Here is a 21,083-nt window from a genome sequence, read left to right on the forward strand (position 1 = left end):
GACATTGTGCCTAGTCCTCTCCATGGAGGATCGACTTCATATGGGCTGGCGACCGCAGCCTCGTCACGGGAGCTTCAAAAGTTGTTCCGGCCGCTTAAGCTAACGTTCTAGAAAAGATTAGATGTCTGTTCCATAGCCCAAGCGCTTAGGGGCTAAGCGGTTAATCACGAAACTCGTGCAGAATTTTTATGTCGCGCAAGCGACAAATCTAGAAGCAGTTGTCGCCTCCCATTCATTTTCGCCGAACCGCTGGGATTTCGGTGCGGCGGCAACGAGAGCCTCAACCGAAAATGATAGACGGAGATACGCGGGCAGACGTTCTGGAGTTGGCGCGCTTTCGAGATCTCCGATGTTCGACGACGCAGGAATACAACACGCGGGCTGATCGAACTCTTGGCCTTCCTTACCGCTTGGCACGACGCATGCACGGTAATCCGAAAATGCGCCATCGAACAAAAAGGAATCATCCCATGATCAAGCTCACAGAGAATGCCGCCGCCATCATGAACGTAACGCTTTCCCGAGCCGAGCAGGCGGAAGGCTTTCGCATCGCGGTCGAGGCAGGTGGATGCGCCGGCTACAAATACCTGGTGGGGCTAGAAAGCGTCCAGGGCGAGGGCGACGCGGTGATCGAAACAAATGGGGTCAAGGTGTTCGTTGACGCAGACTCCCAAGCACACATCAACGGCATGACGATCGACTTCGTGACGGGACCAGAAACCTCCGGTTTTGTCTTCGACAATCCCAATGCGCACCAGAACTGCACTTGCGGCAAATCCTTCGGCTGATCACCGAGAAAGCGAGAGAGCCATGCGGAATTATTGCGAAAAGGTCATGGTTTCCTTTTTCAATCCGAAGAACGACGGCGTGCAGGAAAATCCCCTCAGCGAGACCGCGGCAGTTTCCTACGGTAGAGGGCCTGAATTGATAATTGGAGTCGATCCAACGGTGGGAGCGTTTCTGGTGACGCCGTCGTCCTTGCGTTCCAACCCAGCGACCGCCTTCTCGCCAGCGCTGGCCGAACTCATAACCCTAAAGCCCGCCGAAGCGCCTCAAACCGTCCGTCAGGAGACAGCAGGCTTTTTAAGCGGTTTGCTGCCGGAGAAAAAGGTCTGCTCATCAACGGATTATCCTGAGGCAGCAAAATTTTTTGGCGGGCATCCGGGCCAGGATTCCAAAGGAGACGCTCCCTCTGCAAGCAGTTCCGCGCCGAGGAAAGGTGAGCGAAGACGCGTGCGTGTCAAGAGGCTTGATTTCATGACCAAGTCGCTCACTTCGCTAGATCTGGCAGTAGACGGACGACACTCGTTCAAGCCGTCGAAGACGTGTCAGCGGTTTATACAGTACTGGTCGTCGAAAGCCTCGCTCCGGCAGAGGAGGACGATCAGACCGTCACAACAGAAATCTGAGGCCTGGAGAAATTGGCAGGGTCGAAATCGATGTTGTAGCCGGCAATCGCGTAGGACAGGGTCTAAAAATCGCCGCAGCCTGCAACAGTTCAGTTCTCAGCGACAAGCTAAGCTGGCGACCCATCTAGTTAAGCAGCCGCGGCGAATCCAACCGTTGGAAAAGGCGCGAGCGCACAACGTTCTTCCCTTCCTACTGATGGCGGCGATGCGACGTTATCGATGCCAACAAGATCGCATGACGCGCCATCGCACGACTCCACCCCGCGCTGCTTGCCCGAGGTTAGCAAACAACAGCATGTGCAAGACGCCGCAGCATTGTCACCGCTTCCCCTCAGTCGAGATCCACCCATGAGAGCGATCTATCTCGACAATAATGCAACGACCAGAGTCGATCCTGAAGTGGTTGAAGCCATGCTGCCGTTCTTTGCGGATCAGTTTGGAAACCCTTCGTCGACGCACGCTTTTGGCTCCTCTATCCGCGAGGCGGTGAGGAAGGCGCGCCGGCAATTGCAAGCGCTGATCGGCGCCGAGTTCGATCATGAGATCGTGTTCACCTCGGGGGGGACGGAAAGCGACAATGCGGCGATCCTTTCGGCGCTGGAGGTGATGCCTGAGCGCACAGAGATCGTGACTTCCGCAGTCGAGCATTCAGCGGTGCTGACACTCTGCGGCCATCTGGAGAAGACGCGCGGCATTAAGGTACACAGGATCCCAGTGGATCGACATGGACGTCTCGATCTTGACGCCTATGAGACCGCCCTCACTCATCGTGTAGCGATTGCTTCGATCATGTGGGCGAACAACGAGACGGGAACCATTTTCCCGGTCGCTAAGCTTGCCGAGATGGCCAAGAGAATCGGTGCACTTTTCCACACCGACGCGGTCCAGGCGGTCGGCAAGGTTCCAATGGACCTCCAACCTACTGCAATCGACATGCTTTCGTTGTCCGGACACAAATTCCATGGACCAAAAGGCATTGGTGCACTCTATCTCAGGCGGGGCTTATCTTTCTCCTCACTGATCAAGGGAGGTCATCAGGAGCGCGACCGACGCGCAGGGACAGAAAATACGGCCGGGATTGTCGGTTTAGGCAAGGCTGCCGAACTCGCCCTGAAATCAATAGACGACGAGAGCACCCGATTAAAGTCGCTCCGAGATCGATTGGAGAACGGCATTGTCCAGCGTGTTCCAGGCGCCTTCGTAACCGGCGATAGGCTTAAGAGGTTGCCGAACACGGCGAACATCGCCTTTCAACGTGTCGAAGGAGACAGTATGCTCCTTCTTCTCAACCGCTATGGCATCGCCTGCTCTTCCGGCTCTGCTTGCTCCTCCGGTTCGCTGGAGCCGAGCCATGTCTTGAGGGCAATGGATATCCCTCATGCTATGGCGCACGGAACAATCCGCTTCTCGTTCTCGCGCGATAACTGTGACGAGGATGTCGACCGGGTGCTCGAAGTTTTACCGGGCATCGTTGAAAGGCTCCGGAGCCAATCCCGTTCCGGCCACGTGGCCGACACGAGCAGCCGGGTTCGTTCAGGGGAGTAGGAGCAGGCACGCTCATGAAACGGCAATTCCTTTTCACCGATACGACCTGCATGACGGCACCGGCATCGTATGAACGATCAGGTAAAAGCCGGGGCTCTCAGTCACATAGATCGCCGGTTCACCGCCCATGCGTGTTCATGGAGGGGGCCCAGCGCCATATCATCTTAATCAATCTCTCGACACCATCGGTGGATCGCATCCGACCATCAGCCTATGCCGACTCCAGTTGCAACGCGACTGCCTTGCGCCTAGCCGCGTCGAACCACGCATTCCGTACGTTGCAGCTTAAGCTACGGGAGAACGATCTCGCGATCACCGCTCACGACCAGGGGGAATCTTATGTGCCGTTGCTCCGCTGACAGCAGTCCCGTCGATGTCAAAGACATCCTCAATCGGCTGAAATCTCTCTCGGCTGCGGAGGAGTTCTTCGAAGCCCTAGGGGTCCCCTATGACCCGAAGGTTCTCGATGTCTCACGACTCCATATCATGAAGCGTATGGGCCAATACCTCGCGGCAGAGGACTTCTCCCATCTCCCAGACCGGGTAATCGCTGCTCGTGCCCGTGCCATACTGGAAAGGGCCTACTGTGATTTCGCGACCTCCGCGCCGCTCTCGCACCGGGTCTTCAAGGTGCTCAAGGACCACAATCCGAACAGACCTGTCACACCCGGCCGCACCGTTGTCCCGTTAGACTCTTTCCTGAAGCCGTTCGAAAAGAAGTGAGCACGGTTGCGACACGACAATGTCGGGAAGCTTACAATTCAGTCATATGCTAGCAACGTCGGAATCGAAGCCATTTCAATGTGATAGAGAACGCCAAACGGTTGGCACGAATGATGCACGCAAGCATGTGTACTGACAAGCCCGCCACCCATAGAGGGAGGGAGTAAGAAACCGCCATGCACATAGTTATCTGTATCAAACAGGTACCGGACTCCGCACAAATACGAGTGCATCCGGTGACGAACACAATCATGCGTCAGGGGGTGCCAACCATCATCAACCCCTATGATCTGTTCGCCCTTGAAGAGGCGCTCCAGTTGCGCGACCGCCATGGCGGCGAGGTGACCGTGCTCACCATGGGGCCGCCCATGGCAGAGGACGCGTTGCGCAAGGCGCTCACCTACGGCGCCGACCGCGCCGTACTCTTGACCGACCGTCATTTTGCCGGCTCCGACACTCTGGCGACCTCGTTTGCTCTTTCGCGAGCCATCGCGAAGATCGGAGAGGCCTTCGGTACGCCCGATATCGTCTTTACGGGCAAACAGACCATCGACGGCGATACCGCCCAGGTTGGGCCTGGCATCGCCAAGCGCCTCGACCTCCTGCAGCTCACCTACGTTGCCAAAATCGTCTCTGTCGACATCAATGGGCGCGAGATTACGGTGGAGCGCCGCTCGGAAGGGGGCACGCAGACGCTGATGAGCAAGCTCCCTTGCCTAATTACAATGCTCGAAGGCACAAACGAAATCCGCCGCGGCTCGCTCGATGACGCGCTACGGGCCGCGCGCAGCCAGATCGTGAAGTGGAATGCGGCCGACGCTGGCATAGAGGACCTCACCAAGTGCGGCCTGCGTGGCTCGCCAACCGTCGTTAAGAGGGTCTTTGCCCCTCCTGAGCGGGCGGAAAAGGCGGAGCAGATCGACACCGCGGAAAAAACACCGCGCGATCTCGCGGAGGAGTTGATCGCTGGGATCTTTTTGCGCCAGCCGGCGCTCGAAAGCGAACTCGCCTTTGACGGCGAATGAAGGCAAGGAGCGACGATGTTGAGCACGAATCGAGAGAGCCCTCCTCCAGCCGCTGGCCGTGCCGCCATGAAGAAAGAGCTGCCCGATCAGTTTAAGGACCATCGGCACGTTTGGGTCTTCATCGAGCTGGAGCGCGATCAGGTGCATCCCGTCTCCTTCGAGCTGCTCGGCGAAGGCCGCAAGCTCGCCGACAAGCTGGGCGTCCAGCTTGCCGGCGTCGTTCTCGGACCACCGGGAGAGGCCACGTGGTTTGCCATCGCCGAGGCTTTTGCTTATGGCGCCGACCTGGCCTACCTCGTCGAGGCCCCACTGCTCGCCGACTACCGAAATGAGCCTTTCACCAAAGCATTGACGGATCTGGTTACTAACTACAAACCGGAAATCCTTCTTTTAGGGGCAACGACGCTCGGGCGCGACCTTGCCGGTTCCGTGGCGACGACCTTGTTGACAGGGCTCACGGCGGATTGCACCGAACTTGATGTGGATGCGGACGGCTCGCTTGCGGCGACCCGGCCGACTTTCGGCGGCTCCTTGCTTTGCACGATCTACACGCTCAACTGCCGGCCGCAGATGGCAACGGTCCGGCCGAGGGTCATGGCCATGCCTCCGCGCGGGAATAATAAGATCGGACGCGTCATTCAACACAAAGTGTCGATGATCGAGGAAGAGATCGTCACTAAGGTCCTCGGTTTCTTGTCCGATGGCCAGTCGGCGACGGCGAATCTCGCCTATGCGGACGTCGTGGTTGCTGGAGGCCTCGGTCTCGGCGCGGTGGAGAACGTGAAGCTTATGAAGAAACTCGCGCGGACGATCGGGGCCGATTATGGCTGTTCGCGCCCCCTCGTCCAAAAGGGCTGGATGCCTGCTGATCGGCAGATCGGCCAAACTGGCAAAACTATCCGGCCGAAGCTTTACATAGCAGCCGGCATTTCCGGCGCCATCCAGCATCGCGTTGGCGTCGAGGGAGCTGATCTTATTTTAGCCATTAACACCGATCCTAACGCGCCGATTTTTGATTTCGCCCACCTCGGCGTCGTCACCGATGCGATCCGTTTACTGCCGTCATTAACGGAACTCTTCACCCATCGACTGTCGCCGCACAGTCGCGATAAGCTTGCAAACTGAGGGCGCCCCATGACTGAGGAAAACTTCGACGCCATAGTTATCGGGGCCGGCATGGCCGGAAACGCAGCTGCTTACACGATGTCGAACCGCGGCATGAAGGTGCTGCAGTTGGAGCGTGGCGAGTATCCGGGCTCCAAGAATGTGCAGGGCGCCATCATGTACGCGGACATGCTGGAGAAAATCCTGCCGGATTTCCGGGATGATGCGCCTCTGGAGCGGCACTTAGTCGAGCAGCGCTTCTGGATGATGGACGACTCGTCCCACATCGGTATGCAATACCGGTCGGACGACTTCAACGAGTCGAGACACAATCGCTACACGGTCATTCGCGCCCAATTCGACAAATGGTTTTCACGCAAGGTGCGCGAGGCCGGAGCGACGCTTCTATGCGAGACGACCGTGACGGAACTCGTTCGTGATCCAAAGGGCAAGGTGATTGGCGTTCGCACCGACCGCGCCGGCGACGTGATTCTTGCTGACGTGGTCGTTCTCGCAGAGGGCGTCAATGGGCTGCTCGGCACGCGTGCTGGATTGCGTGACACGCCAAAACCGGAAACTGTCGCGCTCGCCGTCAAGGAAATGCATTTCCTGGCCGAAGAGGTAATTGACCAGCGGTTCGGCCTCCAGGCCAATGAAGGCTGCGTCATCGAGGCAGTTGGCACGATCTCTCGCAACATGGCCGGGCTTGCCTTCCTCTACACCAACAAAGAATCGATCTCGATCGGCATTGGCTGCCTTGTCTCCGAATTCGCGGCAACAATGGAAAGTCCTTATGATCTGCTCGAAAAATTCAAAAGCCATCCGTCGGTAAAGCCGCTGATCGCAGGAGCGGAAGTCAAGGAATATGCGGCGCATCTCATTCCAGAAGGTGGTTACAAGGCAATTCCGCAGCTTTTTGGTGACGGCTGGGTCGTCGTCGGCGACGCGGCACAACTTAATAATGCGGTGCACCGCGAGGGGTCCAACCTCGCCATGACGTCGGGGCGCATCGCCGGCGAAGCAATCGTCCAGATCAAGAATCGCAAAAAGCCGATGGTCAAGGAGAACCTCTCCCTTTACAAGTCGATGCTTGAAAAGTCGTTCGTTATCAAAGACTTGCGGAAATACAAGGACATGCCTGCCCTGCTGCACACCAATTCCCGCAATTTCTTCACGACTTATCCAAGGTTGCTGTCGCAGGCCGCACAGAACTTTGTGCGAGTCGATGGCACCCCGAAGATCGACAAGGAACGGGCGACCACGGGCACCTTCATCAAGGCACGCTCCCGCTGGGGGCTGTTTGGTGACGCGGTTCGCTTGGCGCGCGCGTGGCGATAAAGGAGAGATGAGATGACGGTTGCAGTGACGAACATACGCGTAGAGGACAAGCTTTACCAAAATCGATACGTGGTCGATGCCGGACGCCCGCATATTAGGGTGCGTCCACACGATTGGCCAAGCGTAAATCTGTATGCCCTCACAAGTGTCTGTCCGGCCAAGTGCTACGAATTGAATGACCAGGGCCAAGTGGAGGTTATCGCCGACGGGTGCATGGAGTGCGGCACGTGCCGCGTACTCTGCGAGGCAAGTGGAGATATCGAGTGGAACTATCCGAGAGGCGGTTTCGGCGTTCTCTTCAAGTTCGGATAAAGGTTGCAACTCCACGATTCAGAACCAACTTGGGTTTGCAGACGGGCGCATCGGAAACTTGCAGAGGTGCGCGTTGCAGATTGGTATTAGAAATTACTATATATACATGCAAGCAAGGGTGATAAGAAACGTTAGACAACCCAAGGCCATATAATGACCCACATGCCCGCCCGACCGGTCGATGGAGCGGAACCCCTATCTGCGCTACCTGCTGGACCTATGCGCCAAGCGGGCACGCAGCGCAGCGGAATCTACGAGATATCAAAGGTACTGACTGCCCCCGCCCGGCTAGAGATTACGCTTGCCAACGTCGTGAACGTCCTCTCTTCCTTTCTGCAGATTCGATGCGGAGCAATCGTTGTTCTAGACGCTGAAGGTCAGCCCGAGATTGCCGCAACTGGCGACATCCCCCCATCCTCTCAATCAGCCGCTCGAGGCGTTATACCTAAGGCCGTAATCGACCATATCGCGACGACCGGTATGCCCTTAATCGTAAAGGATGTCAGCAAGTCCGAATTATTTCAGGCTGAGCCGCAACCGCCTTGGAGCAGCGGCACCGTCCCGATTTCTTTTATTGGCGTTCCGGTAAAAGCCGATAATAAAATACTTGGCACAATATCGATCGATCGCGTCAGGAACGACGCCGCCCCCTTCCCCGCCGACGAGGACGTTCGCTTTCTGACCATGGTCGCCAATCTGGTCAGTCGGACGATCAGGCTTCATCGTTTCCTGAACCTGGAGGGTCGGCGACCTATCGGCGAACAAGAGAGACCGGAGAAGCCGATCATCGCGCAAAGGGGCGCGCCGGGCCGACATCCACCCGTCAAAATCGACGGGATTATCGGGGATAGCCCGGCTCTCCAGCAGGTGGTTGAAACCGTCTCGGTGGTGGCGAGGACGAATTCCACCGTGCTTCTGCGGGGCGAAAGCGGCACCGGCAAGGAATTTTTTGCACAGGCGATCCATGAACTTTCCCCTCGTAAAAACAAGCCGTTCGTCAAATTGAACTGCGCCGCGCTGCCCGAAGGCGTCCTGGAATCGGAGCTGTTTGGGCATGAAAAAGGGGCTTTCACCGGGGCCATCGCGCAGCGCGCCGGACGCTTCGAACTGGCAAATGGCGGAACGCTTCTGCTTGACGAGATTGGCGAGATTTCGCCCGCCTTTCAAGCCAAACTGCTGCGCGTCCTGCAGGAAGGCGAACTGGAGAGGGTGGGCGGAACCAAGACGCTTGCGGTCGACGTCCGGCTCATATGCGCCACGAATAAGAACCTCGAGATGGCTGTTGCAAACGCCGAATTCAGGGCCGACCTGTATTACCGCATCAGCGTAGTTCCAATTGTCCTGCCGCCGCTTCGAGAGCGACCCGGCGATATTCCACGCCTTGCGAACGCTCTTCTTGACCGATTCAACAAGGAGAACCAACGCGAGCTGACGTTTTCGTCGTCGGCGATCGAGGTGATGTCGCAATGCTATTTCCCAGGTAACGTCCGGGAACTCGAAAACTGCGTGCGAAGGACTGCCACCCTTGCGCGTTCAAGCTCGATCGTTTCGTCTGATTTTGCCTGCAAGAACAGCCAGTGCCTTTCGTCGCTCCTCTGGAAAACCGACGGGTCGCCCGGCGGCATCACCGTCGATGGGCATGCCCGGAGCAATGTGATGCCGACTTCATCGCCGCGCTCGGGCGGGAGCATCGGTGCGTCGGACGAGGTATCTTCCGTCAAGGCTTGTGATCCGCACGGTTCCGGTTGTCCCGCAATGGAGTCGCGCCTCACGCAACGGGACCGGTTGATCGAGGCGATGGAAAAGGCCGGATGGGTTCAGGCCAAAGCGGCTCGTATTCTCGGCCTTACGCCTCGTCAGGTCGGCTATGCTCTACGCCAGCATCGCATCGAGGTGAAAAAGCTTTAAGCGCCTGGGTGATGTTGGACCTTCTCGATCTCCAATGCCTGGTTTGGTGGCTTACGGACAACTCTTTTGTCGACTGTCGGAAGCTTGACAAGTCTGTGTCCGAACACGGTCGGAAACGGGCAATAAATGCAAATTCTTAAAGCAAATCCCGTCCTTGGGATGGCATGGCTTTTGCGTTTTGAAAGGCGACGTCAACTAGCAACGGAGCACTCAATGTCCGCACCGATGATTTCGCTTGAAAGTGCGACCAGCACGACATCCTTGGATCAATTGCTGGCGACCGCGAAACCGAGTGGCTGCACATCCTCGTCATGTGGCGTGTCCACAAAACCGGCCGACGTGGACCAGGCTATCTGGGCGAAGATCAAAAACCACCCCTGCTATTCAGAAGAGGCTCACCATTATTTCGCGCGCATGCATGTCGCGGTCGCACCAGCCTGCAATATCCAGTGCAACTATTGCAATCGTAAATATGACTGCGCCAACGAAAGCCGCCCTGGGGTCGTCTCGGAAAAGTTGACGCCAGACCAGGCGCTGCGCAAGGTCATTGCCGTCGCCAACGAAGTGCCGCAGCTTTCCGTGCTGGGTGTCGCCGGACCGGGCGATGCCTGTTACGACTGGAAGAAGACAAAGGAAACGTTCGAACGAGTTGCGGGGGAGATCCACGACATCAAGCTGTGCATCTCCACCAACGGGCTTGCGCTGCCGGATCACGTCGCCGAACTTGTCGACATGAATGTCGATCACGTGACAATTACGATCAACATGGTTGACCCTGAAATCGGCGCAAAGATCTATCCCTGGATCTTTTACCGCAACCGTCGTTACACCGGCATCGAAGCTGCGAGAATTCTGCACGAGCGGCAAATGGTGGGCCTGGAGATGCTGACCGCGTGCGGCATCATCACCAAAGTCAATTCGGTGATGATTCCTGGTGTCAACGACGAACACCTGGTCGAGGTAAATAAATGGGTCAAGGAGCGGGGGGTGTTCCTGCACAACGTCATGCCGCTTATTTCCGATCCGGCCCATGGCACCTACTACGGCTTGACCGGACAGCGCGGCCCGCGGGCGCTCGAATTGAAGGCGCTCCAGGATCGTCTCGAAGGCGGCGCAAAGCTAATGCGCCATTGCCGGCAGTGTAGGGCCGATGCCGTCGGCCTGCTTGGGGATGATCGGGGCCAGGAGTTCGCACTCGACCAGCTTCCCGGAGAGATCACCTATGACGCCCGTAAGCGCGAGGCCTATCGGGAAGTGATCGCCCGCGAACGCGGCGATCACGCGACCGCCAAGAGCGAGGCAATCGAGACAGTCAAAGCAGCCGGCGATGGGTCCCTCCACGTCGCGGTCGCGACAAAGGGTGGCGGTCGCATCAACGAGCACTTCGGCCACGCGAAGGAGTTCCAAGTATACGAAGCTTCGTCGAGAGGCATCACCTACGTCGGGCATCGCAAGATCGAACAGTATTGCCTCGGAGGCAGGGGCGAGGAAGCCACCCTCGACGGCATCATAACTGCGCTGGTCGGTATTGACGTCGTGCTATGCGCCAAGATCGGGGAGTGCCCTAAGACTAAGCTCATGGAGGCCGGGGTTCGGGCAACGGATGCTTATTGCTATGACTACATCGAGACCGCCATCGGCACCCTCTACGCCGCCAAGTTTGGCGTCGAACCACAAGCGGCGACGGCGTGAGCGCTCTTAATCCGACATCTTCAGGAGTTTAAAAATGGCCTTCAGGATCATAGCGTCCCAATGCACCCAGTGCGGTGCCTGCGAGTTCGAATGCCCCTCCGGTGCGATCAGGTTCAAAGGTGAGATCTACGTTATCGACCCGGAAAAATGCACCGAATGCAAGGGTACCTTCGAAACGCAGCAATGCGCGGAGGTTTGCCCCGTGCCGAAGACCTGCGTCCCCGCCGCACCTGCGATTTGACCTTCAGCATGGTCGGGGCTCCTGCGGAGAAGCCTTCAATGACATCCTGCAAGGAGGAATGCCCATGGGCCTTGGACGTGAACAGGAGGTCGAAATTCACAGGCCTCCACGATTTACACCCGGCGAGCGGGTGCGGGCCAGACTTCACGTAAAGAATGACGGCACCTATGCTGGCAAAAAAATTGGCGAAAATTTGGTGCGGAAGGGCGACGAAGGCTATGTGCGCGACATCGGCACCTTTCTCCAGCAGTTTTACATCTATGCCGTCGAATGGGTCGAACGTGGCACTATCGTCGGCATGCGTGCCCGTGAACTGACGAGTCTAGACAACGCCGCTGCTTGCGGCCCTGCTGAAATCGCGGGGCCCCCAACGAAGGAATAGCGACATGAAGATAATGATTCGCAGAACGAGCGCCGGCTTGTCGGCTTACGTACCAAAGAAAGATCTCGAAGAGCCGATCGTAGATGTCGAGGCTGATGACATGTGGGGCGGCACGATCACTCTCAGGAACGGCTGGAGACTCGTCTTGCCCAAGCTATCGCGGGATACGCCTCTGCCGATCACCGTCCACGCAAGGAAGATTCCTGACGAGGACTGATGCTGCAAACGAGAGGTAAGAGAAACCAGCATGAACAAAATTTTAACCTCGGACCGTCTCCTGATCATTCGCAACGGTGACGCCGAAAAAAGACTTAGGCTGCTCCAGGAAGCGCTCGCTGCGGATCGGATCGTTCCCTATCTCGGTCCAGATCTCCTTCGGCTGCAATCCACGGAACCACCTGTACCGGACACCCCGGAAGCCGTCTCCGCGGCACTCAACGAACGCACACCTGCCCCTTCCAGGATACGCAGCAATATGTGGTCAGTCGCGCAGTTTATTGAACAGCGACGGCATCGCCGGACGCTTCAGGCCTGGATGGCAGAAATATTTGGAGCACCCGTGGCGCCGACCGCCCTCCACGACTGGCTCGCAACGCTGCCGCTCTCCCTTATCGTCGACGGCTGGTACGACGGGACAATGCGTGCGGCTTTCGCGAAGACCGGTCGAACGGATGTCGTCGAGATTCAGGGCGTCACGCGTGCAAACGGCGGCGGCGACATTTGGACAAAAACTTACGATCTGTCCGGGAGAGACGTCGAATGCGTCTCAGCGCCAAAGACGGTCCTCTATGCGCCGTACGGCAGTGTTATACCAGCTTCGAACTTTCTGGTGTCCGATTCCGATTACGTGGAAGTCCTAACCGAAATCGATATCCAGACGCCAATACCTGGAATGGTGAAAGAACGGCGTATAGATCGCGGTTTTCTTTTCATTGGCTGCCGCTTCAACGATCAGATGCTCCGGATCTACGCTCGACAGATCATCAAGCGCTCTCACGGCCCCCACTTTGCAGTACTTGATGCGGAAGGCCTTACCAAAAACGAGCGCCGTTTCCTTGCAGCAAGCGGAATCACGGTGGTCGACCTGCCGATCGGCGAAGCCGCGGCTCTGCTTGTACCATTTGGTAGCAAGGCGGATGGTGACCATGGCCGCACGGCTTCCGCTTCGAATCTCTGTAGCGGCTAGAGTGCCGCAGATTGAAAACGTTCTGTTTCTGCCAAGTTCGAATGCCATACTGCCCACGTTTGCTGGCGTGGGGGATTGCGGGTGGGATCAATGGCGATGAGCGAGCGTGATCTTTAGCGGATCGAGGTTCTGTCGCAGGTGATCGACGGAAGATCGGCGACGACCGCAGATTACTGTTCACTCAATGTCAATCGAAGGACCGATTATGAAGAAACCTAAACCATTCCCAATACAGCGGCAGAGCCGCGGCCGGAATCGCCAGAAATAAGCCTCGCATCGGCCACCGGGTGCTCCACTCGTGCGCCAATAACACGCGTAATCAACGGGATCGAGACGGCACACGCTTTACGGTCTTGCGCTTATTTGTGATCTGAATCCCACAATATGGACTTCGATACTTGGTGTTTCCAAGTGACAAGCAGTGTGGCCAATAATTCTAACCGCCTAGCTCTGCGTCTTCATACTTCCAGAAATGATGTCCCTGGCGGCTGAAAGGAACGCGTCCATTTGGGTTCTGGTGCCGATGCTGACGCGGATAAAATTTTCCAAACCGGCATCGGGAAAGACGGCTACAAGTATGTTCTGCCTATCCAAAGACGCTTGCCACCATTTGCCATCTCGTCCGGGTGGCACCCGAGCTAGCAAAAAGTTTGTGTGGGAGGGAATGACAGAAAAGCCCAATTGAGACAAGGCAGTGGTCGTTCTGTGTCTTTCATGTTTAATATATCTGTGGTTCTCGTCGTAGTCGGCGCGGTGCGAAAGGATACTAATGCCCACCGCATGGCCGATCACGTTCATGTTAAAGACATTTTGCAGGTTGCGTAGCCTCCCAATAAGTTCGGGATGACCAAAGCCGAAACCGACGCGAATTCCCGCGGCTGCAAAGCCTTTCGAAAGTGTTCTCAATACTAGAAGGTTTGGATGACGATCGACTAGGCGCAGGGCATCATCGGGTGCAAAGTCGACATACGCTTCATCCACCACTATCAACTGGTCCGATTGCGCGACGAGGCGGTCGATTTCAGCCACCGGAACGAATGTTCCCGTTGGATTGTTCGGATTGGCCAGCAGTATGAATTTTGCATCTTTTGCTGGACCAAGAAGCAGCTGCTCGATTGGCAGAGAATAAGACTCGCCCCATTCGATTTCGAGAAATCTGGCACCCTGCAACTTGGCCAGTTTGCGGTTAAAGGAAAAACCTGGCGATATCATCGCAACGCTATCTCCCGGGTCGAGGAATGCTCTGTAGATGAGCCCAAGCAGCTCCGACGAGCCGTTCCCGGCGACCACCTGATCCTGGGAGAGGCCATACGCGCTGGCGGCTGCGTCGCGCAAGCTCAGATTGTCATCTTCGGGATACAGATAATGCCGTTCGAGGGCCGCCAGCGCACTTTGCAACACCATCATCGGCAACGGAAACGGATTCTCATTCGTGTTTAGTTTAACGCAGTTCGCATCTCGCCCCGGTTGATTGGAGGGTAGCGCATTTAGCTGTCTCGCCATCGGCGAAAGAGCCGAAAGCACGGCTTGCAGCTTTGCATCAGCCATATCTTTTCTCCGTTTCAGTAAGCCGAGTCGTGAGCGCGTGATCGGCCGTCTCCTGTTGAAGCCACATCGGACGTTGGCGCGGGCCGCCTGCGGGCTGCTACGGTCGCCGCGTAGTTAATAGGCCAAGGACCGCCGCGGCCGCTTCAAGCCGCCAATGGTCAAGCCTCCCCACTCTCACACTCATGCGTCACTTGCTCCATTCGCCTTTCGAGGAACTGTTCGATCTCAAACGCCAACGCCGCAGGGTCGTGGCCAACCGTTTCGAGATGTAATTCAGCGCCCTCAGGGATTTCGTACGGCGAGGAAACGCCGGTGAAATTGGCGATCTTGCCGGCGAGCGCCTTCCGATAAAGCCCCTTCGGATCGCGTCGCGCGCATTCCTCAAGCGGCGTGTCGACGAGGATTTCAATAAGCTCCCCTCCTCCATCAGCTCGGCGACCTCGGCAACGCGGCGGATGTTCTCGACGCGATCGGGTTGATTGAAGCCAGGTCGCGATTGAGCCCGTGGCGCACGTTGTCGCCGTCGAGGATGTAGGTGTGCTTCCCGTGGGCATGCAGCAGCCGGTCGAGCGCATTGGCGATTGTCGACTTGCCGGAGCCGGAAAGTCCAGTGAACAAAAGGACGGCTGGCTGCTGACTCTTCATCGCCGCGCGCGCCCTTGTCAGCGTCGGTCGCCTGCCAATGCAGGTTGTCGGCGCGCCTTGCCCAGCTTTGGCTGCCACTGAAATTGAAGACCCCGGTCGGCCCTTGGGCTTTGCGAAAGAGCTCGGGAGGATCGACGTGGTCGATGAGTTCCAGCTCGTTTTCCCAGCACAGCTTCCACCGCACCTCAGAACATGCAAAGACCTCCTTTGGTATTTCCTGCTGCTGTTTTTGAAGCCCGCACTGTGCGATCGAAGCAGTGGCCGCCCCGATGCATGTCGGCGCCGTTGCTCTCGGGTTCGCGCTATAGCCAGTCCGGATCGTCAAATGTTTCGCCGTCACTCGCGTCTGAGATCATTCCTAATGCATCATCACGGGAGATTGGTAAAATGGATTGTATGAATGGAATTATCGATGCTTTGTATGTCGAATATACGGGTTTCTTAGACTTTGACGTGACCTCCCTGGCACTCGCGGCGTAAAGACGACCGCGCGTCCCCTCCAGCGGCCGAAAGCAGGGATGCGTTGGACCAGTTGACCCAACTGCGCCCTCCCCGGTTTACCCACCTATGTCCCGGAGTGGCGATGAACGGTCGCCAGCTAGTCCTTCGCGGTTTCTGATGGAACTTCATCAGGGACGCACGTTCTGTTTATTGAAGCTAGCGATCTACGTCCTATTCGCGATCGTCTGCAGTGGCGCTGGTAGACGCGACTTTCATGGCACGATCGCCGCTATCGCTACCGGTCTCGTCTATGCGGCTTAGTAAGCTGAAAATATCTTGCAAGATCTCTTCATCGAAAGTCCGCAACTTCACGATAGTAGCCAGCAGCAGAACCGCTTTGGTTTCAGTTTCGCCCCAAAGATAAGGTGCCGCCGGGGCGATAATCTCTTCCGGAGTGGCATCCAAAACCTCACACAGATGAATCAGTCGGCTCACGGTCAAGCGGGATACTCCATTTTCGTACCGGCCGTAGACCTGCTTAGTGATGCCAAGCAAGGGCGCCAGTTTCGAGCGCGGGAGTTTTCGCTTATCGCGGGCTTCGCGAAGGCTGATGCTGATCAAGTTTTCGAGTTCGGCGCTAAGTGCAATCCGTCCGTCAAAAGGTTTTCGATAGACCGGCTTGTCTATGCCTGGATCATCGACTTGTTGCAAACCGAGTTCATTAATCCATTGCTTCAATGGTGGTCCTGACATTGCTCCGACTGAGGTAAATGCGCCAAAGCTCTTTATACGGAAAGTGATGTGCTTGGAACCACCAATGTTTCGTTTCGATCTAATTTGGCGCATTTTGGGCCACGCGGACCTCACCCGATAGCTATCGTTCACCAAAATATATAAGTGATCGCAAGTACATAGACATAGATCATACCGAAATCGCTTCACGCAAGGATTATCCACTTGCGCCAAATTGGCTATGACCCTCAGTGATTTTGGTGATAACGGTCGCTTCATTTCCTCGTCTAGCTCCCGGGACGTCGTGTGCGGGCATGGTGGCCTTTTGTCCTGCACGTGGAGCTCTCGGTTCACGGCAGACCAATCACGGCTCCGCGCGCTGGCTGCTCTGGTGTTTGGTTCCGGCATTTGATGGTGCAATATTTTCCTTGGCATGGAGGGAAGCACTATGGGCCAGGTTCTACACGGGAGCGCCACGACGACAGAGGCAATCCGTCGAGCAATAGTGAAGAGAGCCTGAAAACGCTTTCGAAGCGATACGGGATCAACCAGAAAACCGTGGCGAAATGGAAGAAGCGGACATCGTTGGTCGACCTTCCTACAGGCCCAAAGGACCCGCACTCGACGACCCTTTCCCTCGAAGAAGAGGCCGCTATCGTCGCCTTCCGCCGGCACACGTTGCTGCCGCTCGATGATTGCCTCTACGCTCTTCAGCCGACCATTTCACATCTGACGCGTTCGTCGTTGCACAGGTGTTTGCAGCGCCACGGCATTTCACGTCTGCCGGAGGTCAGAGGCGACAAGGAGCCGAAGAAGAAGTTCAAAAGCTATCCGATCGCTTACTTCCACATCGATATTGACGAGGTGCAGACGGCTGAGGGCAAGCTCTATCTCTTTGTCGCAATTGACCGAACATCCAAGTTCGCGTTCGCGGAACTCTACACCAAAGCCGGCAAGATGAATGCCGCTCAGTTCTTGCGCAATCTGATCGCGGCAGTGCCCTACACCATTCACACCGTTTTGACCGACAATGGCATTCAGTTCACCAACCGAGCTTGTGATCGAAATGCCTTCCAGCACATCTTCGATTGGGTCTGCGACGATCACAGCATCGAGCATCGCCTGACCAAGGTGAAGCATCCCTGGACCAACGGACAGGTCGAACGGATGAACCGAACGATCAAGGAGGCGACCGTCAAGCGCTTCCACTACGACGATCATGCGCAGTTGAAAAAACATCTGGCCGACTTTATCGACGCCTACAATTTCGGGCGCCGGCTCAAGACGTTAAAGGGCCTTACGCCTTACGAGTTCATCTGTAGACGATGGACTTTGGAGCCGGATCGATTCATCATCGACCCCATCCATCAAATGCCGGGACTAAACACCTAGGCGATGCCCTTACCTCTGAACGGCGACAGCCATGAACAGCGTTTCCAGTCTCAGCGACTCGACCCCGTTTTCGCGGAACCTGATCGTGATGTCAAAAGGCTGTTTCCGAGCCGAATGGCAAAAAGGATCGGCGCGATGGAACGGAGGCGCGGAGAGGACGGGCTTAGATTCAGCAATCGAAATCAAAGCATGCGCGCCGGCAGCTCGAATACCCACATGGCATTGAGCGGGAAAACCCAACGAGGGAGTTTAACACAGACCCTACTGTCGAAGCAAAGCGCATGCAAATAGACTTGGCGTCGCTCGCCGACGAATCGCTCGAGCATCGAGCGAGATCAACGCCAACCAAAGATCGAAAAATTGCGCAATCGGCGCGTATTGTTGATCAGACGGAAATTCGAGTGAAAAACTAAGTTGTGAGATTGCGGGTGTCTGCACACCGACGACAGCGCGTCGGCTGCGACAGCTATCACCAATACTGCTAACTACTGGTCGGGGCGTCATAGACAAACCCAGCTCACTTCACGGGCTCCGCTACATCACTGATACCTCTGTCGCTCTCGTCGTCATCGGGGATCATTCGCTGCAGGAGCCGAATAAGATCGCGCGTCGTGCCGTTCGGAAGTCTCCTAAGAATCCTCGCCAGTGTGAGACAATCCTCGGCCTCCTCCGATGTGCGGCCCCAAAGATGTGGCGCAGCTTCAAAGATCATATCGATAGGCATGAAGCCAAGAATCTCACACAGATGGATCATCCGAGTAACAGTCATTTTGGAAAATGCCCGCTCGTAGCGTCCGTATACAGGGATGGACAGACCAAGCATTGGAGCAACGTCTGCGCGAGACAGGCCCTGCGCTTCGCGTGTCTTTTTCAGGAACGCGCTGATCAATTCCTCCATGTGACCCAACGATGTAATTTCGCCGCCGAAACCTGGCTTTCGATAGATCGCCTTGTCAACCTCCGGATCGGCGGTGCTGACGAGGCCTCTCGAACTTCTGTAGCTTGCTAGATCTTCCGTCACCGCACGTCCCTGTTTTCCTGCCACTCGTTGTAGGCTTGAGCCAACCTGAACCGATTTGAACCACTTGTCATCGCCACACTACAACCGTTTTAAATACCCATTTTGGGCATTTTTTGCGTTATAGCAAATATTTGAGAGTTTAGCCAAATTGCTTCATGAATGCATTCAAAACAGTCTCGCTAGACCGGTGGCCCAGTTCCATGAAAGATGAGTCGGCTATGGCCGCACCCGCCACTGAAACATCTAGGTTGCGTCGAATTTGAGCGAAAATTCACATTCAATGCTCAACATCTTCTAAGCGGTCTTCGTTGAGGACGATAAGACATAATCCTCGAAAACCGATCCATTTCCCCGTCCCACGATATCCCATTTGGCTAGCTGGGAAAGCTCCGCCGTGCTGGAAATCACTCAGCCAAGAACCCATATCGGTTACCGCTCCCGCTAGCGTGTAGGTTCGATGCTCTCTGAAAATTCCGGCATCATGGAGCAAGTGCCACAAACGTGAACTTTGCTAAACGAAGCCGCCACCTTATCGCATCCACACAAAGGGCTTGAAATAGTCGACCGTGAGGGTTATATCTTTGTGAGCAGCAGACAACGAGGCTTCCGAAAGGTCGCTGTTGCAGGTGCACCCTTAGAGGTCGGTACACCACGGTAGGGCACACGCGTTCGGCGGAAACGCCATGGGAAGGCTCCTTTAGGGGGCCTTTTTTGTTTCTAGGGCACCCTTATTTGCTGGAAATGAGCCTTTTTTACGAGTTGGCAGACGTTACACCTTCGCTTGATGCGGCTGAAATTAATTTCTTTCTGATCAGCGCTTTTTACCACCAGTTCTACGTTGTGTTCGTCTGATCTGCTCGGGAAAAGGTAATAAACAACAAGATCATTAAGGCCAGAGGTCAGGACAGGGCCTGAAACGGCAATGTTACCTGCCCAGTAAGGCATACAGAGGTAGGCACAAGATGCTCGAACGTGAATCTACCTTGCGGATGTTCGATTGTTGGGAACGAGTCGTTAATAGTCGTCATGAGGCGCGGTCACCCGAAGACAGCTCTCACGATCTGGACCCATTCACTGAACTGGATTATAGATTGCGCTGGGTAGTCTGGCTCTGAGACATTGAATTTTCTCCCGATATAAGGGCACGGGTTTGACAACCTTACGAAAGTGCTAACCCCTGAACGTGGTTTCGTTCTCCTGGTAAGGGTCCTTTCATGTTCAAATCGATACGAATAGAGCACTGACCTTTCGCTTCCGTCCTTACGACGGAGTTGTCTGCTTATGTCTCGCGTATGGACCGGAAGCCTGAACATGCTGCAGGAGCGAATTCCATCCTGAGACCGAATTCCTACGACGCTTTCTCCGCAGGAGACCGGAGGTTCGAAATACGACCAGTGCGCCTGGCCTGACCCGAGAGAGGCTTCGGGCAGCCGAGGACGACACCTACGGCCTGTTCGTCGACTTCCGTTGGCCCAAGAACGTCGGGAAGCCATATTGCCCTCGCTGTGGCTGCCTGGCGCCGTACGGCGTCGTCGTTCTGATGCTCGGAGCCGGAATGCCGCGCCGAATTTTCGGTTTTCGCCGACCGCAAGCTTTCATTCAAGAAGATCATCATGGCAATCTGGGAGGAATCACGGCCGCCAAGGGCATGGCGGCGCTCCATCTGAGCCGCAAGGTCAACGTCCAGTACAAGAGTATCCATCCGGCGAAGGCCGCGGCACTTATGATTTCGGCTCGTCTGCCATGATGCGTTCGAATCTTGTCGCGATCGCATTGCTCGTCGACAAGGAACTGCCGAACACCTCCTTCCCAGGTGCGGATATCGGCGAGGAACTCCTTCAAGCTTTCGATGCCCCGGTCGGTGAAGGTCGTGATGCCCTCTTCGCTGCCGTCATGGGCATGGATCATCTCACCACAGTCGATGTTGTCGGAGTTGCTGGCGACCTCCTGGATGAGTTCGAGGTTCTCGCCAATCAGCGTGGCGACGTAGTTGATCGTGTAGACATGCGTCGGGCGCGCCATCAGGCCGCCATCTGCCGGGCGCTTCCGGCGGGCCAGTTCCACGGCAGCAGTTCCGGCAGCCGTGATACGGGAATGCCAGGCATGCGGGCGAGCACGTCCGCCAACCAGGCCTGCGGATCGATATCGTTCGTCTTTGCCGTGACGATTAGGGAATACATGAAGGCAGCACGCTCGCCTCCGCGCTGGGAACCGGCGAATAGCCATGCCTTTCTTCCGAGAGCAATGCCCCGTTCATTCTGCCCATGTCGGCGATGAAGTCGAGGTTCACTATCGCTGGCATCCATATTTTGGCCAGAAGGTTTCCATTCGTCGCGTCGAAGAACGAGCGACAGGCCGGTTTTTGAAGGTTCTGGGGCCGACAGGTGTCGTCATCGCGATCTCAGGGTGGATGATCGATCCCGTGGTCTGCCGCGGCAT

The 21,083-nt window shown here is 56.3% G+C and carries 17 protein-coding genes and 5 pseudogenes; 15 read left to right on the forward strand and 7 right to left on the reverse strand.

All coding sequences use genetic code 11. The features are described from left to right. The first annotated feature begins 470 nt into the window (after positions 1–470). The 13 genes from QMO82_RS03890 (at position 471) to QMO82_RS03950 (ending at position 12,865) form a co-directional block, all read left to right on the forward strand. Entirely contained in the window at positions 471–788 is a 318-nt protein-coding gene (locus QMO82_RS03890; protein WP_004678546.1) for an iron-sulfur cluster assembly accessory protein, read from the forward strand. 969 nt (positions 789–1,757) lie between these two features. Further along, complete coding sequence (gene nifS / locus QMO82_RS03895) at positions 1,758–2,954, forward strand: cysteine desulfurase NifS (RefSeq protein WP_004678544.1); 1,197 nt, start codon at positions 1,758–1,760, stop codon at positions 2,952–2,954. A 339-nt stretch (positions 2,955–3,293) separates the two neighbouring features. Then, a complete protein-coding gene (nifW, locus tag QMO82_RS03900; RefSeq protein ID WP_004678534.1) occupies positions 3,294–3,677 on the forward strand; it encodes a nitrogenase stabilizing/protective protein NifW in 384 nt (127 codons plus the stop codon). Positions 3,678–3,853: 176 nt separating this feature from the next. Continuing rightward, on the forward strand, positions 3,854–4,702 hold the full coding sequence (locus tag QMO82_RS03905; RefSeq protein WP_004678528.1) for an electron transfer flavoprotein subunit beta/FixA family protein: 849 nt from the start codon (positions 3,854–3,856) through the stop codon (positions 4,700–4,702). Between the two features lie 15 nt (positions 4,703–4,717). Then, entirely contained in the window at positions 4,718–5,827 is a 1,110-nt protein-coding gene (locus tag QMO82_RS03910) for an electron transfer flavoprotein subunit alpha/FixB family protein (protein WP_004678527.1), read from the forward strand. 9 nt (positions 5,828–5,836) lie between these two features. Continuing rightward, complete coding sequence (locus QMO82_RS03915; protein ID WP_008536548.1) at positions 5,837–7,144, forward strand: FAD-binding protein; 1,308 nt, start codon at positions 5,837–5,839, stop codon at positions 7,142–7,144. Between the two features lie 12 nt (positions 7,145–7,156). Then, positions 7,157–7,456: a ferredoxin family protein gene (locus QMO82_RS03920; RefSeq protein ID WP_004678523.1), complete on the forward strand. Its 300-nt coding sequence runs from the start codon at positions 7,157–7,159 to the stop codon at positions 7,454–7,456. Between the two features lie 219 nt (positions 7,457–7,675). Next, on the forward strand, positions 7,676–9,364 hold the full coding sequence (gene nifA / locus QMO82_RS03925; protein WP_011053431.1) for a nif-specific transcriptional activator NifA: 1,689 nt from the start codon (positions 7,676–7,678) through the stop codon (positions 9,362–9,364). 213 nt (positions 9,365–9,577) lie between these two features. Next, positions 9,578–11,056, forward strand: a complete 1,479-nt coding sequence (gene nifB, locus QMO82_RS03930; protein ID WP_029875523.1) for a nitrogenase cofactor biosynthesis protein NifB — start codon at positions 9,578–9,580, stop codon at positions 11,054–11,056. A 34-nt stretch (positions 11,057–11,090) separates the two neighbouring features. Further along, the gene (locus QMO82_RS03935; RefSeq protein WP_008536545.1) at positions 11,091–11,297 is read left to right on the forward strand and encodes a 4Fe-4S binding protein; all 207 of its coding nucleotides are present in this window, start codon (positions 11,091–11,093) and stop codon (positions 11,295–11,297) included. Positions 11,298–11,361: 64 nt separating this feature from the next. Further along, positions 11,362–11,679 (forward strand): nitrogen fixation protein NifZ, encoded by a 318-nt coding sequence (locus QMO82_RS03940; protein ID WP_008536544.1) that lies wholly within the window; start codon positions 11,362–11,364, stop codon positions 11,677–11,679. Between the two features lie 4 nt (positions 11,680–11,683). Beyond that, positions 11,684–11,896, forward strand: a complete 213-nt coding sequence (nifT, locus tag QMO82_RS03945; RefSeq protein ID WP_004678514.1) for a putative nitrogen fixation protein NifT — start codon at positions 11,684–11,686, stop codon at positions 11,894–11,896. Positions 11,897–11,926: 30 nt separating this feature from the next. After that, positions 11,927–12,865, forward strand: a complete 939-nt coding sequence (locus tag QMO82_RS03950) for an SIR2 family protein (RefSeq protein WP_008536543.1) — start codon at positions 11,927–11,929, stop codon at positions 12,863–12,865. A gap of 444 nt (positions 12,866–13,309) precedes the next feature. Here QMO82_RS03950 and hisC read toward each other — a convergent pair whose 3' ends face one another. The 4 genes and pseudogenes from hisC to QMO82_RS03970 all read right to left on the reverse strand — a co-directional run bounded on the left by hisC (position 13,310) and on the right by QMO82_RS03970 (position 16,237). Next, positions 13,310–14,413, reverse strand: a complete 1,104-nt coding sequence (gene hisC, locus QMO82_RS03955; protein WP_008536542.1) for a histidinol-phosphate transaminase — start codon at positions 14,411–14,413, stop codon at positions 13,310–13,312. A gap of 158 nt (positions 14,414–14,571) precedes the next feature. Then, positions 14,572–15,116 (reverse strand): annotated as a pseudogene (locus tag QMO82_RS03960) (adenylyl-sulfate kinase); the annotation flags it as partial. A gap of 39 nt (positions 15,117–15,155) precedes the next feature. Then, positions 15,156–15,398, reverse strand: a pseudogene (locus tag QMO82_RS33755) (hypothetical protein); the annotation flags it as partial. Positions 15,399–15,730: 332 nt separating this feature from the next. Next, positions 15,731–16,237 carry a helix-turn-helix domain-containing protein gene (locus QMO82_RS03970; protein WP_004671987.1) on the reverse strand — a complete coding sequence of 169 codons (507 nt, stop codon included), beginning with the start codon at positions 16,235–16,237 and terminating at the stop codon, positions 15,731–15,733. A gap of 442 nt (positions 16,238–16,679) precedes the next feature. On the opposite strand from QMO82_RS03970, the pseudogene QMO82_RS03975 reads away from it, so the two are divergent. Beyond that, a pseudogene (locus QMO82_RS03975) lies at positions 16,680–17,623 on the forward strand (IS481 family transposase). Positions 17,624–18,140: 517 nt separating this feature from the next. Here the strand turns inward: QMO82_RS03975 and QMO82_RS03980 are convergent. Beyond that, positions 18,141–18,644 (reverse strand): helix-turn-helix transcriptional regulator, encoded by a 504-nt coding sequence (locus QMO82_RS03980; protein WP_010069248.1) that lies wholly within the window; start codon positions 18,642–18,644, stop codon positions 18,141–18,143. A gap of 1,555 nt (positions 18,645–20,199) precedes the next feature. On the opposite strand from QMO82_RS03980, the gene QMO82_RS03985 reads away from it, so the two are divergent. Beyond that, positions 20,200–20,391, forward strand: a complete 192-nt coding sequence (locus QMO82_RS03985) for a hypothetical protein (RefSeq protein WP_170965075.1) — start codon at positions 20,200–20,202, stop codon at positions 20,389–20,391. Here QMO82_RS03985 and QMO82_RS03990 read toward each other — a convergent pair. Then, a pseudogene (locus QMO82_RS03990) lies at positions 20,366–20,666 on the reverse strand (hypothetical protein). The gene QMO82_RS03985 and the pseudogene QMO82_RS03990 overlap by 26 nt on opposite strands. Further along, positions 20,666–20,896 (reverse strand): annotated as a pseudogene (locus QMO82_RS03995) (transposase domain-containing protein); the annotation flags it as partial. The pseudogenes QMO82_RS03995 and QMO82_RS03990, both read right to left, overlap by 1 nt. Between the last annotated feature and the right edge of the window lie 187 nt (positions 20,897–21,083).

The organism is Rhizobium sp. BT04 (assembly GCF_030053135.1).
GTDB classification, from domain to species: Bacteria; Pseudomonadota; Alphaproteobacteria; order Rhizobiales; family Rhizobiaceae; genus Rhizobium; species Rhizobium binxianense.

Bases quoted from the DNA above. Each gene is read 5' to 3' on its own strand.
- QMO82_RS03985 (WP_170965075.1), top strand. From the start codon at position 20,200: ATGCCGCGCCGAATTTTCGGTTTTCGCCGACCGCAAGCTTTCATTCAA.
- QMO82_RS03920 (WP_004678523.1), top strand. From the start codon at position 7,157: ATGACGGTTGCAGTGACGAACATACGCGTAGAGGACAAGCTTTACCAA.
- QMO82_RS03935 (WP_008536545.1), top strand. From the start codon at position 11,091: ATGGCCTTCAGGATCATAGCGTCCCAATGCACCCAGTGCGGTGCCTGC.
- nifT (WP_004678514.1), top strand. From the start codon at position 11,684: ATGAAGATAATGATTCGCAGAACGAGCGCCGGCTTGTCGGCTTACGTA.
- QMO82_RS03950 (WP_008536543.1), top strand. From the start codon at position 11,927: ATGAACAAAATTTTAACCTCGGACCGTCTCCTGATCATTCGCAACGGT.
- nifA (WP_011053431.1), top strand. From the start codon at position 7,676: ATGCGCCAAGCGGGCACGCAGCGCAGCGGAATCTACGAGATATCAAAG.
- hisC (WP_008536542.1), bottom strand. From the start codon at position 14,413: ATGGCTGATGCAAAGCTGCAAGCCGTGCTTTCGGCTCTTTCGCCGATG.
- nifB (WP_029875523.1), top strand. From the start codon at position 9,578: ATGTCCGCACCGATGATTTCGCTTGAAAGTGCGACCAGCACGACATCC.
- QMO82_RS03915 (WP_008536548.1), top strand. From the start codon at position 5,837: ATGACTGAGGAAAACTTCGACGCCATAGTTATCGGGGCCGGCATGGCC.
- QMO82_RS03940 (WP_008536544.1), top strand. From the start codon at position 11,362: ATGGGCCTTGGACGTGAACAGGAGGTCGAAATTCACAGGCCTCCACGA.
- QMO82_RS03890 (WP_004678546.1), top strand. From the start codon at position 471: ATGATCAAGCTCACAGAGAATGCCGCCGCCATCATGAACGTAACGCTT.
- QMO82_RS03910 (WP_004678527.1), top strand. From the start codon at position 4,718: ATGTTGAGCACGAATCGAGAGAGCCCTCCTCCAGCCGCTGGCCGTGCC.
- nifW (WP_004678534.1), top strand. From the start codon at position 3,294: ATGTGCCGTTGCTCCGCTGACAGCAGTCCCGTCGATGTCAAAGACATC.
- nifS (WP_004678544.1), top strand. From the start codon at position 1,758: ATGAGAGCGATCTATCTCGACAATAATGCAACGACCAGAGTCGATCCT.
- QMO82_RS03905 (WP_004678528.1), top strand. From the start codon at position 3,854: ATGCACATAGTTATCTGTATCAAACAGGTACCGGACTCCGCACAAATA.